General features: G+C 66.6%; 20 protein-coding genes and 3 rRNA genes. 14 read left to right on the top strand and 9 right to left on the bottom strand.

The window, feature by feature from the left end:
* The first annotated feature begins 8 nt into the window (after positions 1-8).
* Positions 9-1,586, top strand: a complete 1,578-nt coding sequence (locus K9S39_RS20055) for an FAD-binding oxidoreductase (RefSeq protein WP_248864749.1) — start codon at positions 9-11, stop codon at positions 1,584-1,586.
* A 181-nt stretch (positions 1,587-1,767) separates the two neighbouring features.
* On the opposite strand, the gene K9S39_RS20060 is transcribed toward K9S39_RS20055, so the two are convergent.
* A complete protein-coding gene (locus K9S39_RS20060; protein ID WP_248864750.1) occupies positions 1,768-2,544 on the bottom strand; it encodes a phosphatase PAP2 family protein in 777 nt (258 codons plus the stop codon).
* A 290-nt stretch (positions 2,545-2,834) separates the two neighbouring features.
* Positions 2,835-3,839, bottom strand: coding sequence for a C40 family peptidase (locus tag K9S39_RS20065; RefSeq protein ID WP_248864751.1), 1,005 nt, complete (start codon positions 3,837-3,839; stop codon positions 2,835-2,837).
* Between the two features lie 180 nt (positions 3,840-4,019).
* On the opposite strand from K9S39_RS20065, the gene K9S39_RS42130 reads away from it, so the two are divergent.
* Positions 4,020-4,142, top strand: coding sequence for a hypothetical protein (locus K9S39_RS42130; RefSeq protein WP_283112519.1), 123 nt, complete (start codon positions 4,020-4,022; stop codon positions 4,140-4,142).
* Between the two features lie 6 nt (positions 4,143-4,148).
* On the opposite strand, the gene K9S39_RS20070 is transcribed toward K9S39_RS42130, so the two are convergent.
* On the bottom strand, positions 4,149-4,586 hold the full coding sequence (locus K9S39_RS20070) for an ATP-binding protein (RefSeq protein WP_248864752.1): 438 nt from the start codon (positions 4,584-4,586) through the stop codon (positions 4,149-4,151).
* A gap of 181 nt (positions 4,587-4,767) precedes the next feature.
* Here K9S39_RS20070 and K9S39_RS20075 point away from each other — a divergent pair, with 181 nt between their 5' ends.
* The 11 genes from K9S39_RS20075 to K9S39_RS20125 all read left to right on the top strand — a co-directional run bounded on the left by K9S39_RS20075 (position 4,768) and on the right by K9S39_RS20125 (position 16,691).
* Positions 4,768-5,658: a helix-turn-helix domain-containing protein gene (locus tag K9S39_RS20075; RefSeq protein ID WP_248864753.1), complete on the top strand. Its 891-nt coding sequence runs from the start codon at positions 4,768-4,770 to the stop codon at positions 5,656-5,658.
* A gap of 8 nt (positions 5,659-5,666) precedes the next feature.
* Positions 5,667-5,861, top strand: coding sequence for a DUF397 domain-containing protein (locus K9S39_RS20080; protein WP_248864754.1), 195 nt, complete (start codon positions 5,667-5,669; stop codon positions 5,859-5,861).
* Positions 5,862-5,870: 9 nt separating this feature from the next.
* A complete protein-coding gene (locus K9S39_RS20085; protein ID WP_248864755.1) occupies positions 5,871-6,077 on the top strand; it encodes a DUF397 domain-containing protein in 207 nt (68 codons plus the stop codon).
* 178 nt (positions 6,078-6,255) lie between these two features.
* Positions 6,256-6,567 carry a hypothetical protein gene (locus K9S39_RS20090; RefSeq protein ID WP_136740760.1) on the top strand — a complete coding sequence of 104 codons (312 nt, stop codon included), beginning with the start codon at positions 6,256-6,258 and terminating at the stop codon, positions 6,565-6,567.
* Positions 6,568-7,046: 479 nt separating this feature from the next.
* A complete protein-coding gene (locus K9S39_RS20095; RefSeq protein WP_248864756.1) occupies positions 7,047-7,895 on the top strand; it encodes a hypothetical protein in 849 nt (282 codons plus the stop codon).
* A complete protein-coding gene (locus K9S39_RS20100; RefSeq protein WP_248864757.1) occupies positions 7,885-9,198 on the top strand; it encodes a hypothetical protein in 1,314 nt (437 codons plus the stop codon). Before K9S39_RS20095 ends, K9S39_RS20100 begins: the two co-directional genes overlap by 11 nt.
* A complete protein-coding gene (locus K9S39_RS20105; protein WP_248864758.1) occupies positions 9,195-10,760 on the top strand; it encodes an SCO6880 family protein in 1,566 nt (521 codons plus the stop codon). The genes K9S39_RS20100 and K9S39_RS20105 overlap by 4 nt, the downstream gene beginning before the upstream one ends.
* A 48-nt stretch (positions 10,761-10,808) precedes the next feature.
* On the top strand, positions 10,809-12,260 hold the full coding sequence (locus tag K9S39_RS20110; protein ID WP_248868867.1) for an ATP-binding protein: 1,452 nt from the start codon (positions 10,809-10,811) through the stop codon (positions 12,258-12,260).
* Between the two features lie 206 nt (positions 12,261-12,466).
* Positions 12,467-14,140 (top strand): type VI secretion protein, encoded by a 1,674-nt coding sequence (locus K9S39_RS20115; RefSeq protein WP_454896432.1) that lies wholly within the window; start codon positions 12,467-12,469, stop codon positions 14,138-14,140.
* Positions 14,141-14,528: 388 nt separating this feature from the next.
* Positions 14,529-15,764, top strand: coding sequence for an ISL3 family transposase (locus K9S39_RS20120; protein WP_248864760.1), 1,236 nt, complete (start codon positions 14,529-14,531; stop codon positions 15,762-15,764).
* A gap of 519 nt (positions 15,765-16,283) precedes the next feature.
* Positions 16,284-16,691, top strand: a complete 408-nt coding sequence (locus K9S39_RS20125) for a hypothetical protein (RefSeq protein WP_248864761.1) — start codon at positions 16,284-16,286, stop codon at positions 16,689-16,691.
* 1,252 nt (positions 16,692-17,943) lie between these two features.
* On the opposite strand, the gene K9S39_RS42135 is transcribed toward K9S39_RS20125, so the two are convergent.
* From K9S39_RS42135 to K9S39_RS20140, 4 genes are all read right to left on the bottom strand, one after another.
* The gene (locus K9S39_RS42135; protein ID WP_283112525.1) at positions 17,944-18,078 is read right to left on the bottom strand and encodes a hypothetical protein; all 135 of its coding nucleotides are present in this window, start codon (positions 18,076-18,078) and stop codon (positions 17,944-17,946) included.
* Positions 18,079-18,131: 53 nt separating this feature from the next.
* A 5S ribosomal RNA gene (gene rrf, locus K9S39_RS20130) occupies positions 18,132-18,248 on the bottom strand.
* A gap of 77 nt (positions 18,249-18,325) precedes the next feature.
* Positions 18,326-21,446, bottom strand: a 23S ribosomal RNA gene (locus K9S39_RS20135).
* Positions 21,447-21,752: 306 nt separating this feature from the next.
* Positions 21,753-23,281, bottom strand: a 16S ribosomal RNA gene (locus K9S39_RS20140).
* The 16S, 23S and 5S rRNA genes sit together here, the layout of an rRNA operon.
* Positions 23,282-24,244: 963 nt before the next feature.
* Here K9S39_RS20140 and trpS point away from each other — a divergent pair.
* Entirely contained in the window at positions 24,245-25,240 is a 996-nt protein-coding gene (gene trpS / locus K9S39_RS20145) for a tryptophan--tRNA ligase (protein ID WP_248864762.1), read from the top strand.
* A 242-nt stretch (positions 25,241-25,482) separates the two neighbouring features.
* On the opposite strand, the gene proC is transcribed toward trpS, so the two are convergent.
* A complete protein-coding gene (proC, locus tag K9S39_RS20150; protein ID WP_248864763.1) occupies positions 25,483-26,292 on the bottom strand; it encodes a pyrroline-5-carboxylate reductase in 810 nt (269 codons plus the stop codon).
* A gap of 97 nt (positions 26,293-26,389) precedes the next feature.
* Positions 26,390-26,566 carry a hypothetical protein gene (locus K9S39_RS20155; RefSeq protein WP_248864764.1) on the bottom strand — a complete coding sequence of 59 codons (177 nt, stop codon included), beginning with the start codon at positions 26,564-26,566 and terminating at the stop codon, positions 26,390-26,392.
* Between the last annotated feature and the right edge of the window lie 184 nt (positions 26,567-26,750).

The raw sequence follows: 26,750 nt of genomic DNA on the forward strand, positions 1-26,750 counted from the left end.
CTCACCCAGTGAACCGGCGCACACTCCTGCAAACCGGCGGTGCACTCGCCGCGATCTCGGCCGCCTGGGCCACCGGCTGCAACAAGGCCAGCGGCGGAGCGGGCGCGTCGTCCTCCGGCACCACCACGGGGACCGGCAACGCCGCCACCAAGGCCACCGCCCCCAAAGCCTCCTGGAGCGCGCTGGGCAAGAGCCTGGACGGCAAGCTGGTGCGCGCTTCCGACGCCGCGTACGCGAAGGCCCGCCGCCTCTACAACACCCGTTACGACTCGCTGAAGCCTTCGGCCATCGCGTACGTCGAGCACCCGGCCGACATAACCGAGTGCCTCGCCTTCGCCCGCCGCCACGACACCCCCGTGGCGATCCGCAGCGGCGGCCACTCCTACGCGGGCTGGTCCAGTGGCAACGGCAAGCTCATCATCGACGTCTCCTCCCTCGCCGAGGTCTCCGCCCCGTCCGGCGGCGCGACCCGCATAGGCGCCGGCGCCAAGCTCATCGACGTCTACGAGGGCCTGACGTCGCACGGCGTGACGATCCCCGGCGGCTCCTGCCCCACGGTCGGGATATCCGGCCTCACCCTCGGCGGCGGCCATGGCGTGGTCTCCCGCGCCTACGGCCTGACCTGCGACAGCCTCGTCGGCGCCACCCTGGTCACCGCAGACGGCAAAACCCTCAACTGCGACAAATCCCAGCATTCCGACCTCTTCTGGGCACTTCGCGGCGCCGGCAACGGCAACTTCGGCGTGGTCACCGAACTCCGCTTCCGTACGCACCCGGCGCCTCCCGCCGTGATGGCCTACCTGACCTGGCCGTGGTCCAAGGTCGCGGCGGTGCTGGGCTCCTGGCAGAAGTGGGGCCCGGCGCAGGCCGACGAGATCTGGTCCGCCTGCCATCTCGACACCCGGCCCGGCGGTACCCCCACCGTCTCCGTCGCCGTCTTCACCCTCGGGACGAAGGGCGACCTCCAGAACGCCGTCGACAAGCTGGCCGACCAGCCGGGCGGCCCCGGCCCCGCGTCCACCGTGCGACTCACCCCGATCAGCTACCGGGAGGCCATGCGGGCGTACGCGGGCTGTTCCTCCAAGACCACCGCGCAGTGCCACACGCCGGGTTCGTTGCCCGGCCAGACGGGCGCCGGCCGGCTGGGCCGCGAGACGTACGCAGCCCGCTCGCACTTCTTCGACCGCCCGCTGTCCACGGCCGGCATCCGCACCCTGATGGACCAGATCGAGACCGGCACCCGCAAGGGCGTCACCGGCAATGTCGCGCTGACCGCGCTCGGCGGCGCGATCAACCGCGTAGGCCGCACCGACACCGCGTTCGTCCACCGCGGATCCCGCTTCCTCGCCCAGTACTTGGCCTCCTGGCCCGCCAACGGTTCGCCGGACACGCGCACCGCCTGGCTGGATGCCTTCCACTCCGCGATGCGCCGCTACTCCTCGGGCGCCGCCTACCAGAACTACACGGACCCCGGCCTCAAGGACTGGAGGACCGCGTACTACGGCACCGCCGCCGGCCGCCTCGCGAAGGTCAAGCAGTCGTACGACCCGCAGCGGCTGTTCAGCACCTTCCCGCAAGCGCTGTGAGATTCCTGGACCACCTCGTGTGACGCCTCCTTGCCTTCTGCGACGCCGCCTTGACGCCTCCTCATGTTCCGGCAACGTTTACGGAGAGTGATTCGTTCCCTGTCCTGCGTCACCTTCTGCAATATCAGGGGAGAGTCAGGGGACAGCGGGGGAGAAGTCAGGGGGGCGTCGGGGTTTGTCGTCAGGCAGCCAGGTCCTTGTCCCGCTCGTCGTGCCCCTGGGGCGTCCCCGACCCCGCGGCCACGTCCGAGTCACCGTCGGCGCCCTGCCCCGCACGGCCATCCGCCCCCATGGCCGCACCTGCACCCGCGCCTTCACCCGCGGCCGTGGAATCCCCCGCACCTCCCGGCGCCACCACCAGCCACCGGATCGGCGACCGCCCGACGGCCGTCATCAGCGGTACGAGCATCGCCTGCGCCAGCGGCGCCAGCAGCAGCGCGATAGCGGTGCCCAGCGCGAACCCGCCCACCACATCGGTCGGGTAGTGCACGCCCATGTAGACCCGGCAGAAGCCCTCCGCCAACGCCAGCGCGATCCCGACCAGCCCGTACTTCCGGCTGGCGACGAACAGTCCGACCCCCACCGCCATCGTCAGCGTCGCGTGATCACTCACGAACGAGAAGTCGCTCTTCCCGGGGATGAGCACTTCCATCCCGGCGTGATCCTTGAACGGCCGCGGCCGCTCGACGAACGCCCGGATCGGGATATTGGCCAGCAGCGCGATACCGGCGGCCAGCGGCGCCCACACCAGACCCGCGACCGCGGCCGGCGCGTCCGGCTTGCGGCGCGCCCCCCACCACGCGATCAGACACAGCACCGCGAGCCCGGCGATGATGCCGTACTCGCCGATGAACTCCATGGCGCGGTTGACCCAATGCGGAGCGCCCTTCGCCAGACCGTTGATGCCGTCGAGCACGTCAAGGTCGGGGTTCGGCCCCTCCATTGCGAGTCCAGCCATCTGCCGTGGCCCCTTATCTGTCGCGCGCGCGAGCGCCTACGTGTGCTGCCAACCCCCCGTGGTCGTCGAGCGTCTGCTGCCTGAAGCCATTGATCAAGCGAGTCGAGCAAGTCGAGCAAGTCGAACAGGTCGGGCAAGGAGAACGAGTCGCTCACTTCACTCACTTCGCGGGATCACTACGCCCCACATCAGGGAAACGTGCTCCCGCCCCCCGGCGTTCCACCCGCTACCGGAAGATCACCAGGACGTTATCGAAGCTTGACTCATCGCCGCAGTTCAGGGCCACATATTCACGCGGGGTTCGCGCGGGGGAGCGCTTTTGCGCCATCCGACGTGACCCGGGTGGCCCCGATGTAGTCCGGCGTATCGATCTTGTCGAACCGGATCACCGCCCCCGTATACGGCGCGTTGATCATGTACCCGCCCCCCACATACAGCCCCACGTGGTGGATCGACCGCGGATCGTTCAGGTCGTACGCGAAGAACACCAGATCACCGGGGAGCAGCTCGTCCCTCTTGGGGTGCGGCCCGGCGTTCCACTGGTCGTTCGCCACCCGCGGCAGCTCGATGCCCACCGAGTGGTACGCGGCCTTGGTCAGCCCGGAACAGTCGAACCGCCCGCCCTGCTCGGGCGTCCCGTTCCCGCCCCACAGGTACTTCGTCCCCAGCTTCTCCTGCGCGAAGTAGATCGCCGCGGCGGCCTGCCTGGACGGCGCCACCCGCCCCACCGGCGCCGCGAAGCTCTTCGCCAGCGTCGTGATCGTCTTCACATAGTTCTGTGTCTCACGGAACGGCGGCACCCCGTTGTGCTGGATCACCCGGTACGCCCCCGCGTTGTACGCCGCAAGCATGTTGTGGGTGTCGTCGCCCGGCGCGTCCTTCACATAGCGCGCCAGCTCACAGTCGTACGAGGCAGCAGACGGAATCGCGTCCTCCGGGTCCCAGACGTCCCGCTTGCCGTCCCCGTTCCCGTCGATCCCGTGCGTCTGCCACGTCCCGGGGATGAACTGCGCGATCCCCTGCGCGTCCGCCGGGCTCTGCGCCTTCGCGTTCCAGCCGCTCTCCTGGTAGAGCTGGGCGGCGAGCAGCGCGGGGTTGATCGCCGGACAGAGCGTGCCCCATTTCTGCACCAATGACTGATATGCGGCCGGCACGGCCCCCTTCGCCAGCCCCACGGCCCGTCCGCCGGCCCCGCCCAGACTCGCCGCGACCGTGTACGTACCGATCACAAGCAGCCCCAGCAGGCCGAGCATCAGCCCGGCGCCTATCCCACCGGCAACCCAGTATTTCCGCACGTTCCCAACCCTCCCCCATTCAGGCGCCGTTCACTGCCGTTTCGACGTCCCGGGCACGACTTCCGGCCGCACGACGGCGCATGGAGCGGCGCGGGGGCGGTGGCCCCATGCCCCACCGGCGCACAAGATCACCCACCCCTGCGCGACACTGGCGGCAGACACCTACGACAGGACGCGCCCATGGACCCGAACAACCCGAAGCAGATGAACCGGCACCTGTGGTGGCGCGTGGCGTATTTCCTGTTCGCGATTCACCTGGTCGCGCTCGTCATGATCTGGGCCATGTCGCACGCCTCGAAGTAGCCCATGTCACACGCGCCCGAGTAAGCGCGGCGCCGCCTCCCCCAGCCCTCCGAGCTCGAACCACACCGATTTCCCGGACTCCGGCCCATACCGGCATACGCCCCACCCGGCGGCACACTCCGCGATCAGCAGCAGGCCCCGTCCGTTCTCCGCGTCTCCCGAGAGGCAGTGGACGGCCGGCAGCCCGGGTGCCGCGTCGTGTACGAGCACCCGCAGCGTGTCCGGCCCCTGCCACTCCACATACGGCGTCACCGGCTCCGCGCACCCGCTGCCCCGGCACGCGTTGACGGCCTCGGTGACCGCTTCGGACGTCAACAGCAGCGCGGTATCGGCCAGATCGTCACGCCGGGCGGTTTTCAGCGACGTCCGGACCGCCTCTCTGGCCGTACGGACCCATCCCGGGTGGGGCGGGAAGACGAGGGAGAAGTCGGCGGTCGTGGTCATGGGAGCGGGCATGACTGGCCTCACTTCCGCGCGAGGGCGCACTAGCGGTTCGGCTCGCTGATGCCGTCGACGGTAGAGTTATGAGTTTCCAAATGGCAACTCGATTGGGGAAATTGCCCCCAACGAGTGGCACACCGCCCCCGAAAGCGGGCAGACTGCTTCCGATCACGAGGAGGCACCCATGGGGCTTCGGGCCAACCCGACGCAACGGCAACGCCGTTTGGGGGTGGAACTGCGCAGGCTGCGCGAGGCCGCCGGCATGTCAGCCACCGAGGCAGCGACGTTCGCGGGCCTCAGCTCGCCGCACCTGGGCCACATCGAGGCCGCGAGAACGGCCATCCCGGAGGGGAAGCTGCGCGCCTTGGCGACGGCCTACGGTTGCCAGAATGAGCCTCTGATTGAAGCGCTGGTCGAGATGAGCGCTGCCACCGGAAAGGGCTGGTGGTCGGATTACCGCGCCCCCGTACACAACCAGAACGCCCGCGACCTCGCAGAAATCGAGTCCTCCTCCGTCGCAGTGCGCTCGTTCCAGTGGGTGCACATGCCTGGTCTGCTTCAGACCACGGAGTACATGCGGTCCCTGTTCGCAGGCTCGAACCAGGACGCCTCACCGGAGGAGATCGACAAATACGTCGACTTCCGGAAGCGCCGCCAGCAGATCCTGACGGATGACGCCCCACCGACCATCCACGCCGTCATCCACGAAGCCGCACTGCACATGCAGTTCGTGGGTGTTGACGTCATGAGCCGGCAGATTGAGCATCTCGTCGAGCTGTCCCGCCTACCGCATGTGTGCATCCAGATCCTGCCGTTCAAGGCCGCCTACCCGGCGACGTTCGGCACGCCGTTCGTCCTCTTCGAGGGCGCGGTGCCCGAGCTGAACACCGTCTACATCGAGCACCCGGTCTCGTCGCCGTTCATCCACGAGCCGGCCCACCTCGACGGGTTCGCCGCCACCTTCAGCCAACTCGGCGCGGCCGCTCTGCCACCCGTTGACCTCGGTATCGAACCCGAGTTCCATGCCAAGAAGGATTCGCTGGGACTCATCCAGCACGTGCTCTACGCGATGTAAGGAACCCGATGTCCGAGTTGAGTTGGCAGAAGTCGAGCTTCAGCGGAAGCAATGGCAACGGTGAGTGCGTCGAAGTGACCACACCGGCGAACGGCCCGGTCCACTACCGCGAGAGCGATCAGCCCGAAACAATCGCCTTGGCCACTGGACCCACCTGGGCCCACTTCCTCGCCCACATAAAGCACAACCCCACCCACCCGTAAGGAACCCCCATGCCCCTCGACTGGATCAAGGCCACCGACGACCCCGACGCCCCCGAATACATCGAGATCGCGTTCGACGGGGAGGGGCCCGAGGACCCCGTCTACCTCCGCACGAACACCGAGCCCGACAACATCGTCACCACGAACCGCAGGAAGTGGGACGCGTTCGTACTCGGCGTGAAGGCAGGGGAGTTCGACCACTTCGTCGGACTCTGAGCGTCTGAGCGGCGTCCGAGCGATCATTGCTCGGTGTAACCGGGCGTGATACACACGGTGAAAAGAAAAGAAAGCCGCCAAGTCGACATCTCATGGTGTCTTCGTCGGCGAAGATAGAGGGTGACCTGTGCCGTCCGGCGCGGGGCGCAACTACCCGTAAAAGGCGGTGAGTTCACACATGTTCCTCGCAGCACCCGACAAAGGCGATATCACCACCATCATCGGTGGGATCGCCCCGAGCTGGGGGCCGTTCGGGAGCCTGGGCACGGAAGCCCGCGTGATGATCGAAGTGGTCATGGCGATCGCGATCCTGCTGTGCCTCGGCATCGCGATCTGGGGCGCGGCCAAACAACGGATCGGCGCCACCGCGCTGCGCGACACGTTCAGCGCCGAACAGGGCAAGGGCCTGATCGTGGCCGGCCTGACCGGCGTCTTCATCATCGGTTCCCTGGGGACGCTGTTCACGATCGTCTACGGGATGGCGGTCTAGCCACCGCCGACCACCGGACCCGCCAGGGCCACCGGGCCGCGCACCCCTGCACGCGCCCGTCCCGGCGCCGCCCGCCATGCGCCCCCGCCCGACACCTCTCCGCCCGCCCGTGCCTCCACTCACCCCCCACCGGCTCCACCTCCCCGCCGAGGCCCCAATGCTGACGCCCCCTCATCCCGGCCCGACAGTCCCTGCGCCGTGCCGTCGTCATGCCCGCCACCAGCGCACCGATTGGGCTGGTCGCCGCGTGGGGACAGGAGGCTCCGGAGGGAAGACGGCGACGGCGGACGCGGGAGCAGGCGATGGATGCAATTGCCGCAAAGCCCCCCATTCGCCGCGCCGTTCAGCATGTGAGGAACCGTCACCGTGACATGTACCCGTACCACCTTGCCCGTGCCGCCGCCCGCGCGGCTACCGTCGTATGAGGGCGGCACAACAACGGCAGGGGCGGCGATGCCGGCAGAGGGGGCACAGGCGCGATGAGTCTCAGCGACGATGGCGGCTACGGCGGCGAGGGCCACCTCGGTCAGGGGACGGGGCAGACGCGTACCAGATTTCCCGATGGTGAGGGTGATGTCTACGGGCAGGGGCGGCGGTCCCGGGCCGGTGTGTCGAGCCGGAACCTCGTGACGATCGTGGGTGTGGTGGTGCTGCTGATAGCGGCCATCGCGTTCGCCAACCGTGGCGGGGGCGGGGCCGGCGAGTCGGCGTCGAACGATTCCGCCAAGGGCGCTGGGACCCAGCCGACCGCTCCTACGGGCATCACGCCCGTCGAGGCCAAGACGGGCGGGATCGCATCGGGCTTCGCGAAGACGGAGCAGGGGACGCAGTCGGCGGCGGCTAATTATGCGGTGGCGTTGGTTTCCGCCAACATCCTCAAGCCCGAAGAGCGCCATGCGATCGTCGAGAAGGTCTTCGTGCCCGCCAAGGTCGACGAGATGCAGGGCAAGCTCGACGCCGCGTACTCGACGGCCTTCCTCAAGAAGCTCGGGCTCGACGCGAACGGCGACGCAGCTCAGGGTATGACCTACATCTCGCGCACCGTGCCCGTCGGCACCAGGCTCGTGAAGCTCTCGGGCGACACCGCGAACCTCGAAGTGTGGTGCACCGGCCTCTTCGGCACGGCCGGCGCGAAGTCGACCACGCCGGTGACAAGTGACTGGTTCACCATGCGCCTCCAACTGAAGTGGGCAGAGGGCGACTGGAAAGTGGACGGCTTCTCACAGCAGGACGGCCCCGCCCCGGTCAACGGGGACAACAAGACGTCCGGCGCAGACCAGATCGCCGAAGCGGTTGAACAGTACGGAGGGTTCACGTATGCGCGGTAACCAGCGAAGGCGCGCCCTTACAATCACAGGCGCGCTGACGGCCGCACAGACCGCCCTGTTCCTGCTGGCCACCCGCGCGATGGCCGCCCCGAGCCCCAGTCCGTCCCCCAAGGACAACTGCGACCTGATCGTCGGCCCCGCCAAGGACTACTGCCAATCCGACAAAGGCTCCGGCGCCCCCAAGCCCCCCTCCACCAACCCCCTGGACAACAACCCCCTAGACCCCCTCGAATCCCTGGCCAAAGGCTGCGCCAAAGCCGCCGCCTGGATCGTCGACAAGCTTTCCGACATCGTCAAGGACACCTCCCAGGTCGACTTCACCAACGCCGCATTCCTCCGTCAGTACGCCGTCGTCTTCGCGGCCTCGACGGTCCTGACGCTCGTCCTGTGGCTGCTCGCCGTCGCCAAGCGTGCCGTACGGGGCGTGCGGCTCACCGAGGCGATCGGTGAGGCCGTCGGGTTCCTCTGGCTCACCGTCCTCGCGTCCGCGTTCACGCCGCTGATCCTCTACACCATCGTCTCGGCGACCGACGGCGTCACCGAGGTCATCGCGAAGGGGACGGGCACGCAGACCGACACGTTCTTCGGGGCGTTCTCGGAGGCGCTCACGAAGGGCACGGACATCGGCGGCGGGCCGATCATGCTGATCGTGGTGTCCCTGGTCTCCATCGCCGCCGCCGGTGTGCTGTGCCTGGAGCTGGTGATCCGGGCCGCGCTGCTGTACGTCGGCGCGCTGCTCGGGACCGTCGTCTACGCGGGGCTGGTCGACAAGAACCTGTGGGGGCACGTCCGCCGCTGGGCCGGCATCATGATCGCGGTGATCATGGTGAAACCGGTCATCGTGATCGTGCTGGGCATCGCCGGCGCGCTTTCCGCGGGCGAGGGCCCCAGCGCCCTCTCCGCCGTCGTCTCCGGGCTCGCGATCATCATCCTCGCCATCTTCGCCAGTGCCGTGATCTACCGTTTCGTCCCGGGATTCGGGGACGACATGGCCAACGCCCGCAACAACCGGATCATGCAGGGTGCCGAGGGCAAGGCCGCCGCCGTCATCAGCTCCCCCGCCGCCCTCGTGTCCCAGGGCATCAAGACCCACAGTTCCCGTACCTCCGGCGGCGGGGACGGCGGCGGAGGTGCGCAGGGCGGGCAGTCCCGGCCCGCCGATTCCGTGTCCGGCGGCGTCGCCGCGCACAGTTCCCGTACGAGCGGCGGCCGTACCGGCATCACCGCGCCCGCTCCCCGTACCAGCCCCGACACCGGCCGCGGCGCCCGCACCGGCAAGACAGCAGGAGATGATGGGCGTTGAGCACGCAGTCCCACCCGATCGCGCCCCGGCGCACCTATCTGATCGGCCGCGCCCGGCCCAACGCGATCGTCGGCAAGAACCGTGAGACCGGCGAAATCGCGTTGATCATCGCGGGCGCGTTCCTCGGCATGATGTGCGGGCTGCTGGTGCCCGTCCTCCCGCTGCGGATCGTGACGCTCACCGGCTTCCCGCTGCTGGGGCTGGCCGCCGTCTATGTGCCGTACAAGGGCCGGACGTTCTACAAGTGGTTCGAGATCAACCGCAGTTTCCGCCGTACGGTCCGGCGCGGCGGCGCCGTCTACCGGTCCGGCGCGGTCGAGGCGGGCACCCGGTTCGACGGCCGGGAGGTCGAGATCGGGCCGCCGCCCGGTATCGGCCGGATCAACTGGCTGTCCGCGCCGTTCGGGCCGGACGAGATCGCCGTCCTGCTGCACGCCGACCGCAAAACCGTCACTGCGGCCATCGAGGTCGAGGGCCCCGGCGTCGGCCTGCGCGACAGCGAGGACCAAGAGGCGCTGGTCGACCGCTTCGGGACGCTGCTCAAGCATGTGGCCAACGGGGACGGTTTCGTGACGCGGCTGCAGATGCTGGCGCGTACGCTCCCGGCCGACCCGGACGCGCATGCCAAGGACGTCGCCCAGCGCGGCGATGCCCAGGCCCCCCGCTGGCTCAAGGACTCCTACGACCAGCTGCAGTCCATGGTCTCCACCTCCTCCGAGCAGCACCGCGCCTACCTCGTCGCGTGTATGCACTACACCCGCGAACTGGCCGCCGAGGCGCTGACGATGGCGCGCGCCGCCCGCCCTCAGGGCACCGGCCTGCTGCGTCAGCGGCTCGACCGCGACGCGGGCCTCGCCGTCGTGATGGCCCGCGAGCTGACCGACATCTGCGCCCGGCTCGCGGAGGCCGACATCCGGGTCCGCCAACCCCTCGGCCAGGCCCGGCTCGCCTCCCTCGTGCACTCCATGTACGACCCGGACCACCCCATCGACCACATCCAGGCGATGAGCAGGCGCAACGCCTGGCCGGCCGAGCTGGACGCGACGGAGCCGACCTACCTCCAGGCCAAGACCCGTGAGTCGTCGACCCGCGCGCCCTGGTGCCACGCCACCGCCTGGGTCAAGGAATGGCCGCTGACCCCGGTGGGCGTCAATTTCCTCGCGCCGCTCCTGGTGCACACCCCGGACGTGATCCGTACGGTCGCCGTCTGCATGGACCTGGAGCCCACCGAGGTCGCCATCGAGCGGATGCTGACGGAGAAGACGAACGATGACGCGGAGGCGAGCCGCGCGGTGAAGATGAACCGGGTCGTCGACCCGCGGGACGTCGCCCACCACGGGCGCGTCGACCAGCGGGGCGAGGACCTGGCGTCCGGCGCCGCCGGCGTCAACCTCGTCGGCTACCTCACCGTCTCCGCCCGTTCGCCCGAGGCGCTCGCCCGCGACAAGCGGACCATCCGGGCCTCGGCCGGCAAGTCCTACCTCAAACTGGAGTGGTGCGACCGCGAGCACCACCGGGCCTTCGTCAACACCCTGCCGTTCGCGACCGGGATCCGCCGCTAACGCCGCTGAACGCCGCTAAAGCCCCTGGGAGGCGCGTACGTCATGGCCATGTTCGACCCGCTCGGTGCCCTGACCGACGCGTTCACCAGCTTCCTGTTCGGGAAGGTGGAGACGACACGGCTGCCCGTACGCACCTCCACCGGCCAGGCCCAGGCGGTCTATCTGCCCACCGCCGCCCCCGGCCTCGGCGACTCCGGCGTGATCATCGGCCGCGAGGTCTACAGCGGCAAGGGCTATATCTACGACCCCTTCCAGCTCTACGGGCAGCAGCTCCCCGCCCCGCACTGGCTGGTCCTCGGCGAGTCCGGCAACGGCAAGTCCGCGCTGGAGAAGACGTATGTGCTGCGGCAGTTGAGGTTCCGTGACCGGCAGGTCGTCGTCCTGGACGCCCAGGGCGAGGACGGCGTCGGCGAGTGGAACCTCATCGCGCAGGAGCTGGGTATCACCCCCATCCGCCTGGACCCGACCGCCGCCCTCAACGGCGGCATCCGTCTCAACCCCCTCGACCCGTCGATCACCACCACCGGGCAGCTGGCCCTGCTCCGCACGATCATCGAGGTCGCCATGGGCCATGGGCTGGACGAACGCTCCGGCTTCGCCCTCAAGGTCGCGCACGCGACAGTGCTCAATGAATTCGGCTCCGCCGAGGGCACCGACACCCTCCCCCACCGGCAGCCCGTCCTGACCGATATCGTCGAGCAACTGCGCCACCCGGAGGCGGAGTCGGCGGAGGCCATGAACGTCGACATAGACGACGTACGGGCCTGGGGCCTGGACGTGGCGCTGGTGCTGGACCGGCTCGTCGACGGCGACCTCCGCGGTATGTTCGACGGCCCGACGACGGCCGGCATCGACCTGGACGCCCCCCTGATCGTCTTCGACCTCTCGCACATCGACCGCAACTCCATCGCGATGCCGATCCTGATGGCGATCGTCGGTGTCTGGCTGGAACACACCTGGATCCGCCCCGACCGCAAAAAACGCATCTTCCTGGTGGAAGAGGCGTGGCACATCATCAACTCCCCCTTCGTGGCCCAGCTCTTCCAGCGGCTGCTCAAGTTCGGCCGCCGCCTGGGCCTGTCCTTCGTGGCGGTCGTCCACCACCTCAGCGATGTGGTCGACGGCGCGGCCGCACGCGAGGCCGCGGCGATCCTCAAGATGGCGTCGACGCGGACGATCTACGCCCAGAAGGCCGACGAAGCGCGCTCCACAGGCCAGGTGCTGGGACTCCCCCGCTGGGCGGTCGAGATCATCCCGACGCTGACACCCGGCATCGCGGTCTGGGACGTCAACGGCAACGTCCAGGTCGTCAAACACCTCATCACCGAGGCCGAACGTCCCCTCGTCTACACGGACCGGGCGATGACCGAGGCCTCCTCGCCGCTCTCGGACGAGGCCCTCGCCGTCCAACGGGCGGCGGACGCCGAGGCCGAGGCGCGCGCCGAAGCCCTGGCGATGGAACGGCGGTTGAGAGACGAGTCGAGCGAGACGGTTGCGTGAGTCACGGATATGGACGGGGCCCGGGGAACGGCCGGGACGGGTATGGCACGTATGGCGGTGGGAATGGGTACGACCGCCGCGATGGGTACGCCGCGTACGGCGGCCGGGATGGCCGGGGCGGGCGCGGTGCGTACGGCGGCCGGAGCGGCCGGGGTGGCGGTGACGAGCGGGACGGTGGGGGTGGGCGCGGCGGCCGGGAGCGCGGCATCCCGGACGCCCTGCTCGTCGGGCTGCTCGCCTTCCTCCTCGGACTGACCCTGCTGGTATGGACGGCGACCGGCCTGGCCGGCCTCGTCGCGCACGGCGCCTGGCCCGACCACGTCACCTACACCCGCACGCCCATGGCCCTGCGCCATCTCGTCTCCGCCCCGCACAACCTGACCGCCGCCTGGCCCGACACCCCAGCGGAACAGCTCTCCGGTTACGGCCTGTTCTGGGGAATACTCATCGGCGAGCTGATGGTGCTGCTGGTCCTGACGATCTTCACGCTGGGGACGATCACACGCTATCGGGCGGTACGCGCGGCCCGGCGCGAGGCCGAACGTGAGGCCCGGCGCGAGGCGGCTCGCGAGGCGCGCGAAGGGCCTCGGGAGACGGGCCGGGACGCGAGTGAGGAGCCGGCCCGGGACGCGGCGCCGGGCGCGGGCCAGGAGGTGGCTCGGGAGATGTCTCGTGAGCCAGCTCAGGGCGCCCGCGAAACGGCTGGTGAGGCCACAGGGGCCGGCGCTGCGGCAGCTGCCTCCCCGGCCCCTGCCTCCCCTGCTCCCGCCCCGGCACCACCATCCGATACGGCCGCGCCAACTCCCCCTCCGGCCACGGGCCCCACCCCGGCCTCGCTCCACAAACCCGAGACCGCACAACCCCCGTCCCCCGGCGACACCGCGCTCCCCGAACAGCGCACCGAACCCCCGGCCGCAGCCACCACCTCCCTGGGGCTTCAACTCACCCTCCCCCGACTCCAGTTCTCCTCTCACCGCACTACCGCCCGCGCCGCCGCTCTCGCCGCCGCGACCGCCGCCGAGGGCCCGCTGATCGTCGCCACCACCGACCCCGCCCTCTGGTCCGAGACCAAGGACTCCCGCGCCAAACTCGGCCCGATGCTGACCTACGACCCCACCCACCGGCTCGACACCCCGGCCCGGCTGCGCTGGTCGCCGACCTCCGGCTGCGAGGACACCGCCACCGCCACCGCCCGTGCCGCCGCCCTGCTGGCCCCCGTACGACCGGCCAGCGCCCTGGACTCGGCCGTCGCGGACGCCGCCCAGACCCTGCTCCGCTGCTGGCTGCACGCCGCCGCGGTGGACGGCCGCCCGTTCCGCCAGCTCCACCGCTGGGCCCACGCCACCGGCGCCGCCCAAGAGCCCGTACGCATCCTGCGCACCGACACCAAGGCGTCGGCCGGCCAAGCGGGCGAGCTGGAGTCCGTCCTGACCGCACACCCCGAACGCCGCGAAATCGCCACGGAGTTGGTGAACCGCGCCCTCAGCTCCCTCTCCTCGATCCATATCCGCGACGCCTGCACCCCGCTCCGGGCGGATTCCCTCCTCCTCGAATCTTTCGTGAACGAGGGGGGAACTCTCTACGTGGTAGGGGAATCCATCGAGGATCCGCGTACCGATCCGGGTGCGATGCCCTTGCTCACCGCACTCCTGTCCAGCGTGGTCGAGCACGGCCGCCGCATGGCCGAACGGTCATCCGACGGTCGGCTCGACCCACCACTCACCCTCGTCCTGGACGACATCGCGGCCCTCGCCCCGCTGCCCGCACTCCCCGCCCTCCTCGAAACGGACGGCACACGGGGCCTGTTGACCCTCGCCACCATGCGCTCCCAGGAACAGGCCCGCGCCCGTTGGCCCCATCACCCCCTGCCGATGCCTTGATCCCCCCATGAATCGCCCCACACAGCACCAGGCCGGCCCCGCCTGCTCACGGTTGGCGACGAGGAGTTCGTCATCCAGACGGCCACCACCCGCCCCACGAAGCTCGGCAAGCCCTTCAGTCGCTGGTCGATCCGTAAGCGGGTCTTCGAACTTGAGCGGTGTGTCGTCCCGACTGGACTGACTGGCTGTCACGTTGCGTGAGGATCACGGGTGGTGGGGGGGTTGCCCTGGCAGCAGGATGCCCGTGGCCATGAGTGATCATTTCTGTTCTCGACGCAGAACGATCACCCAGAAACCACGGGCTTGGACAACGATACGACGTCGCTGCTCGACCTGGACGGCCTGGCCGTCGCGCGGGTGGAGCGGCTGGAGGACGGCACCCCGCCGGGTGCACCTGATCACCGCCGATGAGCAGGCACGGGCCTGCCCCGAGTGCGGGGTGTTCGCCACCCGGGTGAAGGGCTCCGCGACGACCCGGCCCCGCGATCTGCCGTACGGCGGGAGCGGGCTGGAGTTCCGCTGGCACAAACGCCGCTGGTGGTGCCGGGAGCCCGACTGCCCGCGCCGGTCCTTCACCGAGCAGATCCCGCAGCTACCGGCTGGCGCGCGGATCACCATGCGGCTGCGCGGTGCCGCCGGGCGGCGGATACGCGACGCCGCCTCCACCGTCATCCAGGCCGCCCGTGACCTGCACCTGTCCTGGCCCACCGTGATGGACGCCTTCCGCACCGCCGCACACGAGGTCACCCAGGCGCCGCTGCCCGAGGTGAAGGTGCTGGGCATCGACGAGACCCGGCGCGGACGGCCGCGCTGGGAACAGGACCCCGCCACGGGCAAATGGATGCTGACGCGCGATCGGTGGCACACGGGGTTCGTCGACGCGCTCGGCGCCGGCGGCCTGCTCAGCCAGGTCGAGGGCCGCACCGTCGCCGATGTGCTCGCCTGGCTCGCAACCACCCCGCTGGCCTGGAGAAATAACATCGAGTACGTGGCCATCGACATGTCCACCACCTACCGCGCCGCCGTCCGCACCGGTCTCCCGCACGCCACCGTCGTGGTCGATCACTTCCACGTCGTCCAGCTCGCCAACAAGATGCTGTCCACGGTCAGGCGCCGCACCACCGCCGAGACCCGCGGCCGGCGCGGACGCGCCAGTGACCCGGAGTGGAAAGCCAGACGGCGCCTGCTGCGCAACCGAGAGGATCTCACCGACGAGCAGTTCGCCACGATGTGGAACGCACTGCTGGGCGAGGGAAGGATCGGCCAGATCCTGCTGACGGCGTGGATCGCCAAGGAGAACCTCCGCAACCTCCTCGCGCTCGCCCGCACTGGCGCCGACCGCCATCAAGTCGGCCACGCTCGCTGGAAGTTCCTCACCTGGTGCGCGGACTCCGACATCCCCGAGGTGAGGCAGCTCGCCGTCACCGTCGACCGCTGGTGGCCGGAGATCGAAGCGTTCATCGACACCGGGCACAGCAACGCCAAGAGCGAGGGCATCAACCGCGTGATCAAGCTCGTCGCCCGCAACGCGTTCGGCTTCCGCAATGCCGACAACCAACGACTACGGACACACTGCGTCACCACACGCCGAGCCCGCGGACACCTCCGCACCACTCAACTTTGAAGACCCAGTTTACTGAGGTCGAACTCGTGGTGTCGTAGGGGCTGACGGTCCGTAGTCCCCTGCGGCACCGACGCCGCAACTGCCCTTCCCGTCGCCGCCCAATCCCGCGACCGGAGCAAACCCCGTGCACGTTTCCTGGACGCAACCCGTCCCGTGGTGTCCCGTAGCGACATCATGGGACGGCGCATCTCAGCAGGTCAGAGGCGTGATCGTCCCACAATCTCCCATATCTCTCAATGCCTCTTGGTGGGCCCAACCTGGAGTGGAATGATCTTAGTCGCGCTCGCGTCTCGACGTCGGTTCCGAGTCGTGGACGTCAGGCAAGTTCCTTAGACAGGAACAGCAGAGGTGCTCAAGTCGTGACCCACCTTTGAGACCGCAATTGGAAACCCGGAATGGGGAGCAAGCATGAGAAGCTTTTGGCACCGACAGGGCCAGGCGCGTATGGCGACGGGCGCAGGGCGTCGCGTGAAGCGGACTGTCGCAGCGGGGACGGCGGGCCTCATACTCGCAACCGGCATGACCACCCTGGCCACGCCCGCCCAGGCAGCCTCCAAGATCACTTTCACTGTCTCGTACAAGTCGGACGGCTCGGCGAAGATCCTGGTGCGGAACAATGGCGCCGTAGCCGGCGTGGTCGTCTGGGCGGCCGACCCCGACTCTTACCCCGCCTCGTCCAGCAACAAGGGTGACACCCTCTACGTCCGTGACCAGTACCGCGACGGCTATGCCATCTCCGGCACCGTCGTCCAGGCCTCCGGAGCGCCCAAGCACTACCGCTCTGCCAGCACTTCCGGTCACACCGCGGGCTACAGCGTCCGCAAAACCGAGAACCTCGCCGAAGGCCACAAGCTCCAGCTCCGGGCCCAGGTCCTCCAGGGGGCCAAGGTCATCAGGTCCAGCATCTACTACAAGATCCGCGCGTAGCACGCCCGGCTCGCTCGGGCCGTCAGCCGCCGAGCGGCCGGTGTTCGACCGCCTCGTAACGCGGCCGTTCCCGGCCGTTCCGGTGACCGACAGTCGGCTGTGGACGAGGGTGAGTTCACCCCCGTCCACAGGTGGCTCTCGAAGCCGTCGGGCACGGTGACGAAGGGGCGCAAGTCGACGAGGTCGGTGCGGCCCGAGCTGGCCAGCGTGAGAGATGCGCGCGGAACGCACGGTCCTCCATGGGCAGTCCCACGCGCCGTGCGCCCGCCATCCTCGCCCCGCCCGGTGCCCGCCCGCGCTGTTCATCGCGGCCCGGCACGGCGCGGCGCCGAAGTACCCGCACCCGGACCTCAGGGCGAGGGCGGGGATGAGGACGATGTCCGGGATCGCGCCGAGAAGGAGCCCGCCGAGGACGGCGCTGGCGACGGAGCCGACGGCGAGGACGAGGGTGAAGCAGAGGTTTTCCCGGTAGCCGGGCCTCGGTGTCAGCCGTCTTCGGCGAACCCGTCACCAGTGGCGGAATCACTGTCATTCCGGTCGCCGAAAATCGCCTTCGGATTCGCCGGGGGCACGAGCCCCGAAGCCGGAGCTGCCAACACCGGCGAAGGAGGGGGCGGAGCCGACGCCCGCCCCCGCGGCTACATCGAAATCAAAGACGGCACTGCCACCTACAAACCCCTCCGAGCCCCCTGGGTGAATGTAGCCGTACCGCTCGCCGCCCTCCTGGCAGGAACCGTCGTCCCTCTGCTCGTTCGCCGCCTCGCCAAGCGCCGCCCTCGCTGAACAACTGCAACGACGAACCAGACATCAACTTACGTACCGCCCCTCTCAATGCCGAGGGCGGTCTCGATCGTGTCTGCGTGAAAGTAGAGGACTGCGCTGAGAGCCACTTTCGATCACATCGCACTCAAGATCGATAGAACTACAGCCTCCAACGCATAGAGCCTCACGCTCCGGGATCCACCGATCCCGGAGCGGTTCACTCATGGCCACGGGCATCCTGCTGTCAGGGCACCCCCCCCCCACCACCCGTGATCCTCACGCAACGTGACAGCCAGTCAGTCCACTCGGGACGACACACCGCTCAAGTTCGAAGACCCCCGTAAGCTCGCCGATCATCTGCGGCGCAACGTCGCGCATCCGATACGGATCGCGCGCGAGTCCCTGCCCGAGTCCGCAGCGAGAAGGGGCTCTGCTGGGGCGGACGACCACTCGTCGCTGCTGCGTGACCGTCAACGACGCGGCGCAAAAGTCAGGGGCGGGCGGCTACCAGCAGATCAACGACGTAGGTCTCTTCCACCACCTCGGCAGGGAATGCCTCGCGCAGCCGTCGGCTCAGCATCGCGGCGCCCGAAGCGACCGGGCACGAGAACTTCTGGAAACGCAAAAAAGCTCCGGTTCCTGAACCACAAAGGATTCAGGAACCGGAGCCCAAAAATAGTTCGGCGGCGTCCTACTCTCCCACAGGGTCCCCCCTGCAGTACCATCGGCGCTGAAAGGCTTAGCTTCCGGGTTCGAAATGTAACCGGGCGTTTCCCTAACGCAATAACCACCGAAACACTATGAAAATAACAACTCCAGCCGGCAACGGCGAGTTCATTACTTCAGAACCAACACAGTGGACGCGAGCAACTGAGGACAAGCCCTCGGCCTATTAGTACCAGTCAACTCCACACCTTACGATGCTTCCATATCTGGCCTATCAACCCAGTCATCTACTGGGAGCCTTAACCCATCAAGTGGGTGGGAGCCCTCATCTCGAAGCAGGCTTCCCGCTTAGATGCTTTCAGCGGTTATCCCTCCCGAACGTAGCCAACCAGCCATGCCCTTGGCAGAACAACTGGCACACCAGAGGTTCGTCCGTCCCGGTCCTCTCGTACTAGGGACAGCCCTTCTCAAGACTCCTACGCGCACAGCGGATAGGGACCGAACTGTCTCACGACGTTCTAAACCCAGCTCGCGTACCGCTTTAATGGGCGAACAGCCCAACCCTTGGGACCGACTCCAGCCCCAGGATGCGACGAGCCGACATCGAGGTGCCAAACCATCCCGTCGATATGGACTCTTGGGGAAGATCAGCCTGTTATCCCCGGGGTACCTTTTATCCGTTGAGCGACGGCGCTTCCACAAGCCACCGCCGGATCACTAGTCCCTACTTTCGTACCTGCTCGACCCGTCAGTCTCACAGTCAAGCTCCCTTGTGCACTTACACTCAACACCTGATTACCAACCAGGCTGAGGGAACCTTTGGGCGCCTCCGTTACCCTTTAGGAGGCAACCGCCCCAGTTAAACTACCCACCAGACACTGTCCCTGATCCGGATCACGGACCCAGGTTAGACATCCAGCACGACCAGAGTGGTATTTCAACAATGACTCCCCCTGAACTGGCGTCCAGAGATCACAGTCTCCCACCTATCCTACACAAGCCGAACCGAACACCAATATCAAGCTATAGTAAAGGTCCCGGGGTCTTTCCGTCCTGCTGCGCGAAACGAGCATCTTTACTCGTAATGCAATTTCACCGGGCCTATGGTTGAGACAGTCGAGAAGTCGTTACGCCATTCGTGCAGGTCGGAACTTACCCGACAAGGAATTTCGCTACCTTAGGATGGTTATAGTTACCACCGCCGTTTACTGGCGCTTAAGTTCTCAGCTTCGCCAACCCGAAGATTGACTAACCGGTCCCCTTAACGTTCCAGCACCGGGCAGGCGTCAGTCCGTATACATCGCCTTACGGCTTCGCACGGACCTGTGTTTTTAGTAAACAGTCGCTTCTCGCTGGTCTCTGCGGCCACCCCCAGCTCAGAGCGCAAAACTCATCACCAGAAATGGCCCCCCTTCTCCCGAAGTTACGGGGGCATTTTGCCGAGTTCCTTAACCATAGTTCACCCGAACGCCTCGGTATTCTCTACCTGACCACCTGAGTCGGTTTAGGGTACGGGCCGCCACAAAACTCGCTAGAGGCTTTTCTCGACAGCATAGGATCATCCACTTCACCACAATCGGCTCGGCATCAGGTCTCAGCCATAAATGTGCAGCGGATTTACCTACCACACGACCTACACCCTTACCCCGGGACAACCACCGCCCGGGATGGACTACCTTCCTGCGTCACCCCATCACTCACCTACTACTGGCTCGGTTCACCGGCTCCACCACTCCGCTTCACCCGAAGGATCCACGGCGGCTTCACGGGCTTAGCATCACCAGCCTCAGCGCTGACGCTTCATAGCGGGTACCGGAATATCAACCGGTTATCCATCGACTACGCCTGTCGGCCTCGCCTTAGGTCCCGACTTACCCTGGGCAGATCAGCTTGACCCAGGAACCCTTAGTCAATCGGCGCAAGAGTTTCCCACTCTTGTATCGCTACTCATGCCTGCATTCTCACTCGCGAACCGTCCACAACTCGCTTCCACGGCTGCTTCACCCGGCACACGACGCTCCCCTACCCATCCACACACCCGTTAGGGCTCCTGTATGAATGACACGACTTCGGCGGTGTACTTGAGCCCCGCTACATTGTCGGCGCGGAATCACTTGACCAGTGAGCTATTACGCACTCTTTCAAGGATGGCTGCTTCTAAGCCAACCTCCTGGTTGTCTCTGCGACTCCACATCCTTTCCCACTTAGCACACGCTTAGGGGCCTTAGTCGATGCTCTGGGCTGTTTCCCTCTCGACCATGGAGCTTATCCCCCACAGTCTCACTGCCGCGCTCTCACTTACCGGCATTCGGAGTTTGGCTAAGGTCAGTAACCCGGTAGGGCCCATCGCCTATCCAGTGCTCTACCTCCGGCAAGAAACACACGACGCTGCACCTAAATGCATTTCGGGGAGAACCAGCTATCACGGAGTTTGATTGGCCTTTCACCCCTAACCACAGGTCATCCCCCAGGTTTTCAACCCTGGTGGGTTCGGCCCTCCACACGGTCTTACCCGCGCTTCAGCCTGCCCATGGCTAGATCACTCCGCTTCGGGTCTTGGGCACGCTACTCAACGCCCTCTTAGGACTCGCTTTCGCTACGGCTCCCCCACACGGGTTAACCTCGCAACATACCGCAAACTCGCAGGCTCATTCTTCAAAAGGCACGCAGTCACGACACAAGGAACAAGTCCCTGTGCGACGCTCCCACGGCTTGTAGGCACACGGTTTCAGGTACTATTTCACTCCGCTCCCGCGGTACTTTTCACCATTCCCTCACGGTACTATCCGCTATCGGTCACCAGGGAATATTTAGGCTTAACGGGTGGTCCCGCCAGATTCACACGGGATTTCACGGGCCCCGTGCTACTTGGGTGATTCTCAAACGAGCCGTACAGATTTCAGCTACGGGGGTCTTACCCTCTACGCCGGACCTTTCGCATGTCCTTCGCCTACCCATACGGTTTCTGACTCGCCGACCGGCCGGCAGACCGATCAAGAAAACTCCCACAACCCCACATGCGCAACCCCTGCCGGGTATCACACGCACATGGTTTGGCCTCATCCGGTTTCGCTCGCCACTACTCCCGGAATCACAATTGTTTTCTCTTCCTGCGGGTACTGAGATGTTTCACTTCCCCGCGTTCCCTCCACACTGCCTATGTGTTCAGCAGCGGGTGACAGCCCATGACGACTGCCGGGTTTCCCCATTCGGACACCCCCGGATCACAGCTCGGTTGACAGCTCCCCGGGGCCTATCGCGGCCTCCCACGTCCTTCATCGGTTCCTGGTACCAAGGCATCCACCGTGCGCCCTTAAAAACTTGGCCACAGATGCTCGCGTCCACTGTGCAGTTCTCAAGCAACGACCAGCCACCCACCACCCCGCCACACAAGACGAGTTCACTGGGGCCGGCATCCCGAAGGCCAGACATCAAGTCCGCACCCTCAGACACCCAACAGCGTGCCCGACCCACCTCATCAATCCCCACGTTCCACGCCGAAGCAGTACTAGTGACAACCAACCAAGTGCGCCGAATAGTCAACGTTCCACCCATGAGCAACCAGCATCAGACACTCGCTGATGCACTGGCCTCTGACCAAGCCCCGAAAGACCCGGTAGAAGTGCTCCTTAGAAAGGAGGTGATCCAGCCGCACCTTCCGGTACGGCTACCTTGTTACGACTTCGTCCCAATCGCCAGTCCCACCTTCGACGATTCCCTCCCACAAGGGGTTGGGCCACCGGCTTCGGGTGTTACCGACTTTCGTGACGTGACGGGCGGTGTGTACAAGGCCCGGGAACGTATTCACCGCAGCAATGCTGATCTGCGATTACTAGCAACTCCGACTTCATGGGGTCGAGTTGCAGACCCCAATCCGAACTGAGACCGGCTTTTTGAGATTCGCTCCACCTCACGGCATCGCAGCTCATTGTACCGGCCATTGTAGCACGTGTGCAGCCCAAGACATAAGGGGCATGATGACTTGACGTCGTCCCCACCTTCCTCCGAGTTGACCCCGGCAGTCTCCTGTGAGTCCCCATCACCCCGAAAGGCATGCTGGCAACACAGAACAAGGGTTGCGCTCGTTGCGGGACTTAACCCAACATCTCACGACACGAGCTGACGACAGCCATGCACCACCTGTACACCGACCACAAGGGGGACCCTGTCTCCAGGGTTTTCCGGTGTATGTCAAGCCTTGGTAAGGTTCTTCGCGTTGCGTCGAATTAAGCCACATGCTCCGCTGCTTGTGCGGGCCCCCGTCAATTCCTTTGAGTTTTAGCCTTGCGGCCGTACTCCCCAGGCGGGGAACTTAATGCGTTAGCTGCGGCACGGACGACGTGGAATGTCGCCCACACCTAGTTCCCAACGTTTACGGCGTGGACTACCAGGGTATCTAATCCTGTTCGCTCCCCACGCTTTCGCTCCTCAGCGTCAGTATCGGCCCAGAGATCCGCCTTCGCCACCGGTGTTCCTCCTGATATCTGCGCATTTCACCGCTACACCAGGAATTCCGATCTCCCCTACCGAACTCTAGCCTGCCCGTATCGAATGCAGACCCGGAGTTAAGCCCCGGGCTTTCACATCCGACGCGACAAGCCGCCTACGAGCTCTTTACGCCCAATAATTCCGGACAACGCTTGCGCCCTACGTATTACCGCGGCTGCTGGCACGTAGTTAGCCGGCGCTTCTTCTGCAGGTACCGTCACTTGCGCTTCTTCCCTGCTGAAAGAGGTTTACAACCCGAAGGCCGTCATCCCTCACGCGGCGTCGCTGCATCAGGCTTGCGCCCATTGTGCAATATTCCCCACTGCTGCCTCCCGTAGGAGTCTGGGCCGTGTCTCAGTCCCAGTGTGGCCGGTCGCCCTCTCAGGCCGGCTACCCGTCGTCGCCTTGGTAGGCCATCACCCCACCAACAAGCTGATAGGCCGCGGGCTCATCCTTCACCGCCGGAGCTTTCCACACACAGACCATGCGGCCGTGTGTCATATCCGGTATTAGACCCCGTTTCCAGGGCTTGTCCCAGAGTGAAGGGCAGATTGCCCACGTGTTACTCACCCGTTCGCCACTAATCCACCACCGAAGCGGCTTCATCGTTCGACTTGCATGTGTTAAGCACGCCGCCAGCGTTCGTCCTGAGCCAGGATCAAACTCTCCGTGAATGTGTACCGGATATCCGGTCGAACACTCGCGTTGAGCGGAACCACCAGAGGAATAATCCGGTGGTTCACAGCATCCTCGCTGTGTGTGCCACCCCGACAAAAGCGGAGTGGGCTTTCAAAGGAACCTCATCTCCACAAGAGGAGACGGGGTATCAACATATCTGGCGTTGACTTTTGGCACGCTGTTGAGTTCTCAAGGAACGGACGCTTCCTTCGCGCCTGTTTCACCAGGCCCTCCGGGCGCTTCCCTTCGGTCTTGCGTTTCCGACTCTACCAGATCCTCGCGGTCCTGATTTCCGCCGGTGCGATTCCGCCTCTCGGCTTCCTCACGGTTTCCAACCTACCAGATCCGTTTCCGTATCCGGCCCCTGTTGGAGCGGGGTCGACCGTCCGGCTTTCGCCTTTCGATCTTGCTCCGACTGTATCAGAGCTGATTTCGGCCGGTGCTTCTCGAAAGTCGCACGGTTCGAATTCAGTTCCGATCCCGTCGGGCTGCCGTGGAGCGGCTTTTTACTGCCGCGCCTTTCGGCGTGGTCACTACTTTAGCGGAATTCCTCGGTGATTCAAATCGAGTCGATCGAGCGATTGATTCGATTTGAGTCAGTGGAATCGAATTTCGGCATGCGAAAACGATCCCGATGAGGGGCCGTGCAGTAGTGGTGTGCCGCTGTTGCGGCGGGATGGTTGTCCGAAGCCTGTCGGCTCCGCGGCAACTCGGAGAACCCTACACGAGGGGGTGAGACGCTTCAAACCGCTGTCGTGCGGGCGTTCTACAGGTACTTTGGGCACATGACTACGCATGCGCCCGTACAGCAGTGGTGGCCCGCCTGACGGCGGCCGACCACCAGCGCATGCATGACCACGGCCGCCGCTTCGGCGGCCGTTCGCGTTTCTCCTCTGCGTAACCGGCCGTCGGGGTCGGCGGTCTCCTCGTACGTACACACGTAAAGGAGACGAAGAGGGATGACGCGGGTCTTCAGTGGGGTGAAGCCGACCGGGCATCTGACGTTGGGGAACTACCTGGGGGCCATGCGGCGCTGGCCGAGGTGGATCAGCACCGGGCGGACGCACTGTTCTGTGTGGTCGACCTGCATGACCGTGGAGCACGATCCGGCGCGGGTGCGGCGGCTGAGCCGGCAGGCCGCGACGCTGTTGCTGGCAATGGGGCTGGATCCGGAGCGGTGCACCGTGTTCGTGCAGAGCCAGGTGGATGAGCATGCGCGGCTGGCGTATCTGATGGAGTGCACGGCCTCGGACGGCGAGATGCGGCGGATGATCCAGTACAAGGAGAAGGCCGCGAGCGAGGCGGCACGAGGCCGGGGTGTGCGGCTGTCGCTGCTGACGTATCCGGCGCTGATGGCGGCGGACATCCTGGCGTACGGGACGCATGAGGTGCCGGTCGGGGAGGACCAGGCGCAGCATCTGGAGCTGACGCGGGATCTGGCGGTGCGGTTCAACCAGCGGTACGGGCCGACGTTCGTGGTGCCGAAGGCGACGCATCCGGAGGTGGCGGCGCGGGTGATGGATCTGCAGCGGCCGACTTCAAAGATGGGGAAATCGGAGCGGGGGAGCACGGCGGGGATCGTCTATGTGCTGGATGAGCCGGAGGTGGTGCGGAGGAAGGTGATGCGGGCGGTGACGGATACGCATTCCGATGTCGTGTACGACCGGGAGGCGCGGCCGGGGGTCGCCAATTTGCTGGATGTGCTGGCGGCGTGTGTCGGGGGTGAGCCGGAGCGGTTGGCGGTGGAGTACGGGTCGTATGGGGCGTTGAAGAGGGATGTGGGGGAGGCGGTGGTGGAGTTGTTGCGGCCGGTGCGGGGGCGGCATGCGGAGTTGGCTGCGGATCCGGCGTATGTGGATGGGGTGTTGGTTGCCGGGGCGGAGCGGGCTCGGGTGATGGCTCGGGGGCGGGTGGATGCGGCTTATCGGGCGGTGGGGTTGATGTCGAGGGGGTAGGGGTGGGAGTGGCTGGTGCGGGTGGGTGGGTGCCCCGGCTGCGTGGGCTTCTTGGGGCGGCTGCCCCGCCGGTGGGGGGCCGCTCGGGATTCGGCTACCCGCCGGTGGGGTGCCTCTGCGCCCGCCCTCCCCCAAGCTCTGAAGGAGCAAGGGGGGGACCCCCATCGCCCCAGCGGCACGATTGCCCACAGCTGTGGGGGGGGGGAGGGCCTGGCAGCACGCCCACAGTTGGAGAGGAAGAGTCAGCCGTTGCCTGTTGCTAGTTCTTGGCTGCGGTTTCGGGCGGCTTCCAGGGCGGCGATGAGGGCGGCTCGTACGCCGTGGTTTTCCAGTTCGCGGATGGCGGAGATGGTGGTGCCGGCCGGGGAGGTGACGTTCTCGCGGAGGGTGACGGGGTGTTCGCCGCTGTCGCGGAGCATCACGGCGGCGCCGATGGCGGCCTGGACGATCAGGTCGTGGGCCTTGTCACGGGGCAGGCCCAGGAGGATGCCGGCGTCGGTCATCGCCTCGACGAGGTAGTAGAAGTACGCCGGGCCGGAGCCGGAGAGTGCGGTGGCGGCGTCCTGCTGGGACTCCGGGACGCGGAGGGTCTTGCCGACGGTGGAGAAGATCTCCTCGGCGAGGGTGAGGTGCGCGGCGGTGGCGTGGCTGCCGGCCGAGATGACGGACATGGCCTCGTCGACCAGGGCCGGGGTGTTGGTCATCACGCGGACGACGGGGGTGTTGGCGGCCAGCCGTTCTTCGAAGTAGGAGGTGGGGATGCCGGCGGCGCCGCTGATGACCAGGCGGTCGGCGGGGACGTGCGGGGCCAGCTCGGTGAGGAGGGCGTCCATGTCCTGGGGCTTGACCGTGAGGATCAGGGTGTCGGCGGACTTGGCGGCCTCGGGGTTGCCGACCGTTTCGACGCCGTAGCGGGTGCGCAGGGTTTCGGCGCGCTCGGGGCGGCGGGCGGTGACCAGGAGGTCGGAGGGGGCCCAGCCGCCTCGGATCATTCCGCTGAGCAGGGCTTCGCCGATCTTTCCGGTGCCGAGGACTGCGACCTTCTGGGTCATCGTGCGGGTTCGCCTTTCCGCTGTGCCGGTCCGTTTCCCGCCATCCTCGCACTTGGGCGGGGTGCGGCGCGGTGGCGTTCCGAGGGCCGGGACGGTCTCACGCCGGACGGCGGCGGGTGGCCGCGCCGAGGGCGAGGACGAGGGCGGCGCAGCCGGTGACGATGAGGGGGTCGCGGACGACGGTGAGGTCGTGGGCGTGGATGGGCGGCAGCCGGGCCGTCGGTCGGGTCGCCTCCAGGGGTGAGCTCAAGGCCGGTGGCGGGGTCGCGTCCACCGTAGGAGGTGAAGGCGGCGACTCAAGAGGTGCGGTCGCCGACGCAGGGGACAAGGCCGACGACTCCGGGGCGGGGCGGCGGCGCGCGATGACTTGCTCTGCGCCCTCAGCGCCCGCCGGAGCGATCGGAATTGATCATTCTTAATCCGATAACTCCACTTTTACGAGACAGTCACGCATTGGG

Origin of the sequence: Streptomyces halobius, assembly GCF_023277745.1 — a bacterium.
GTDB lineage: Bacteria > Actinomycetota > Actinomycetes > Streptomycetales > Streptomycetaceae > Streptomyces > Streptomyces halobius.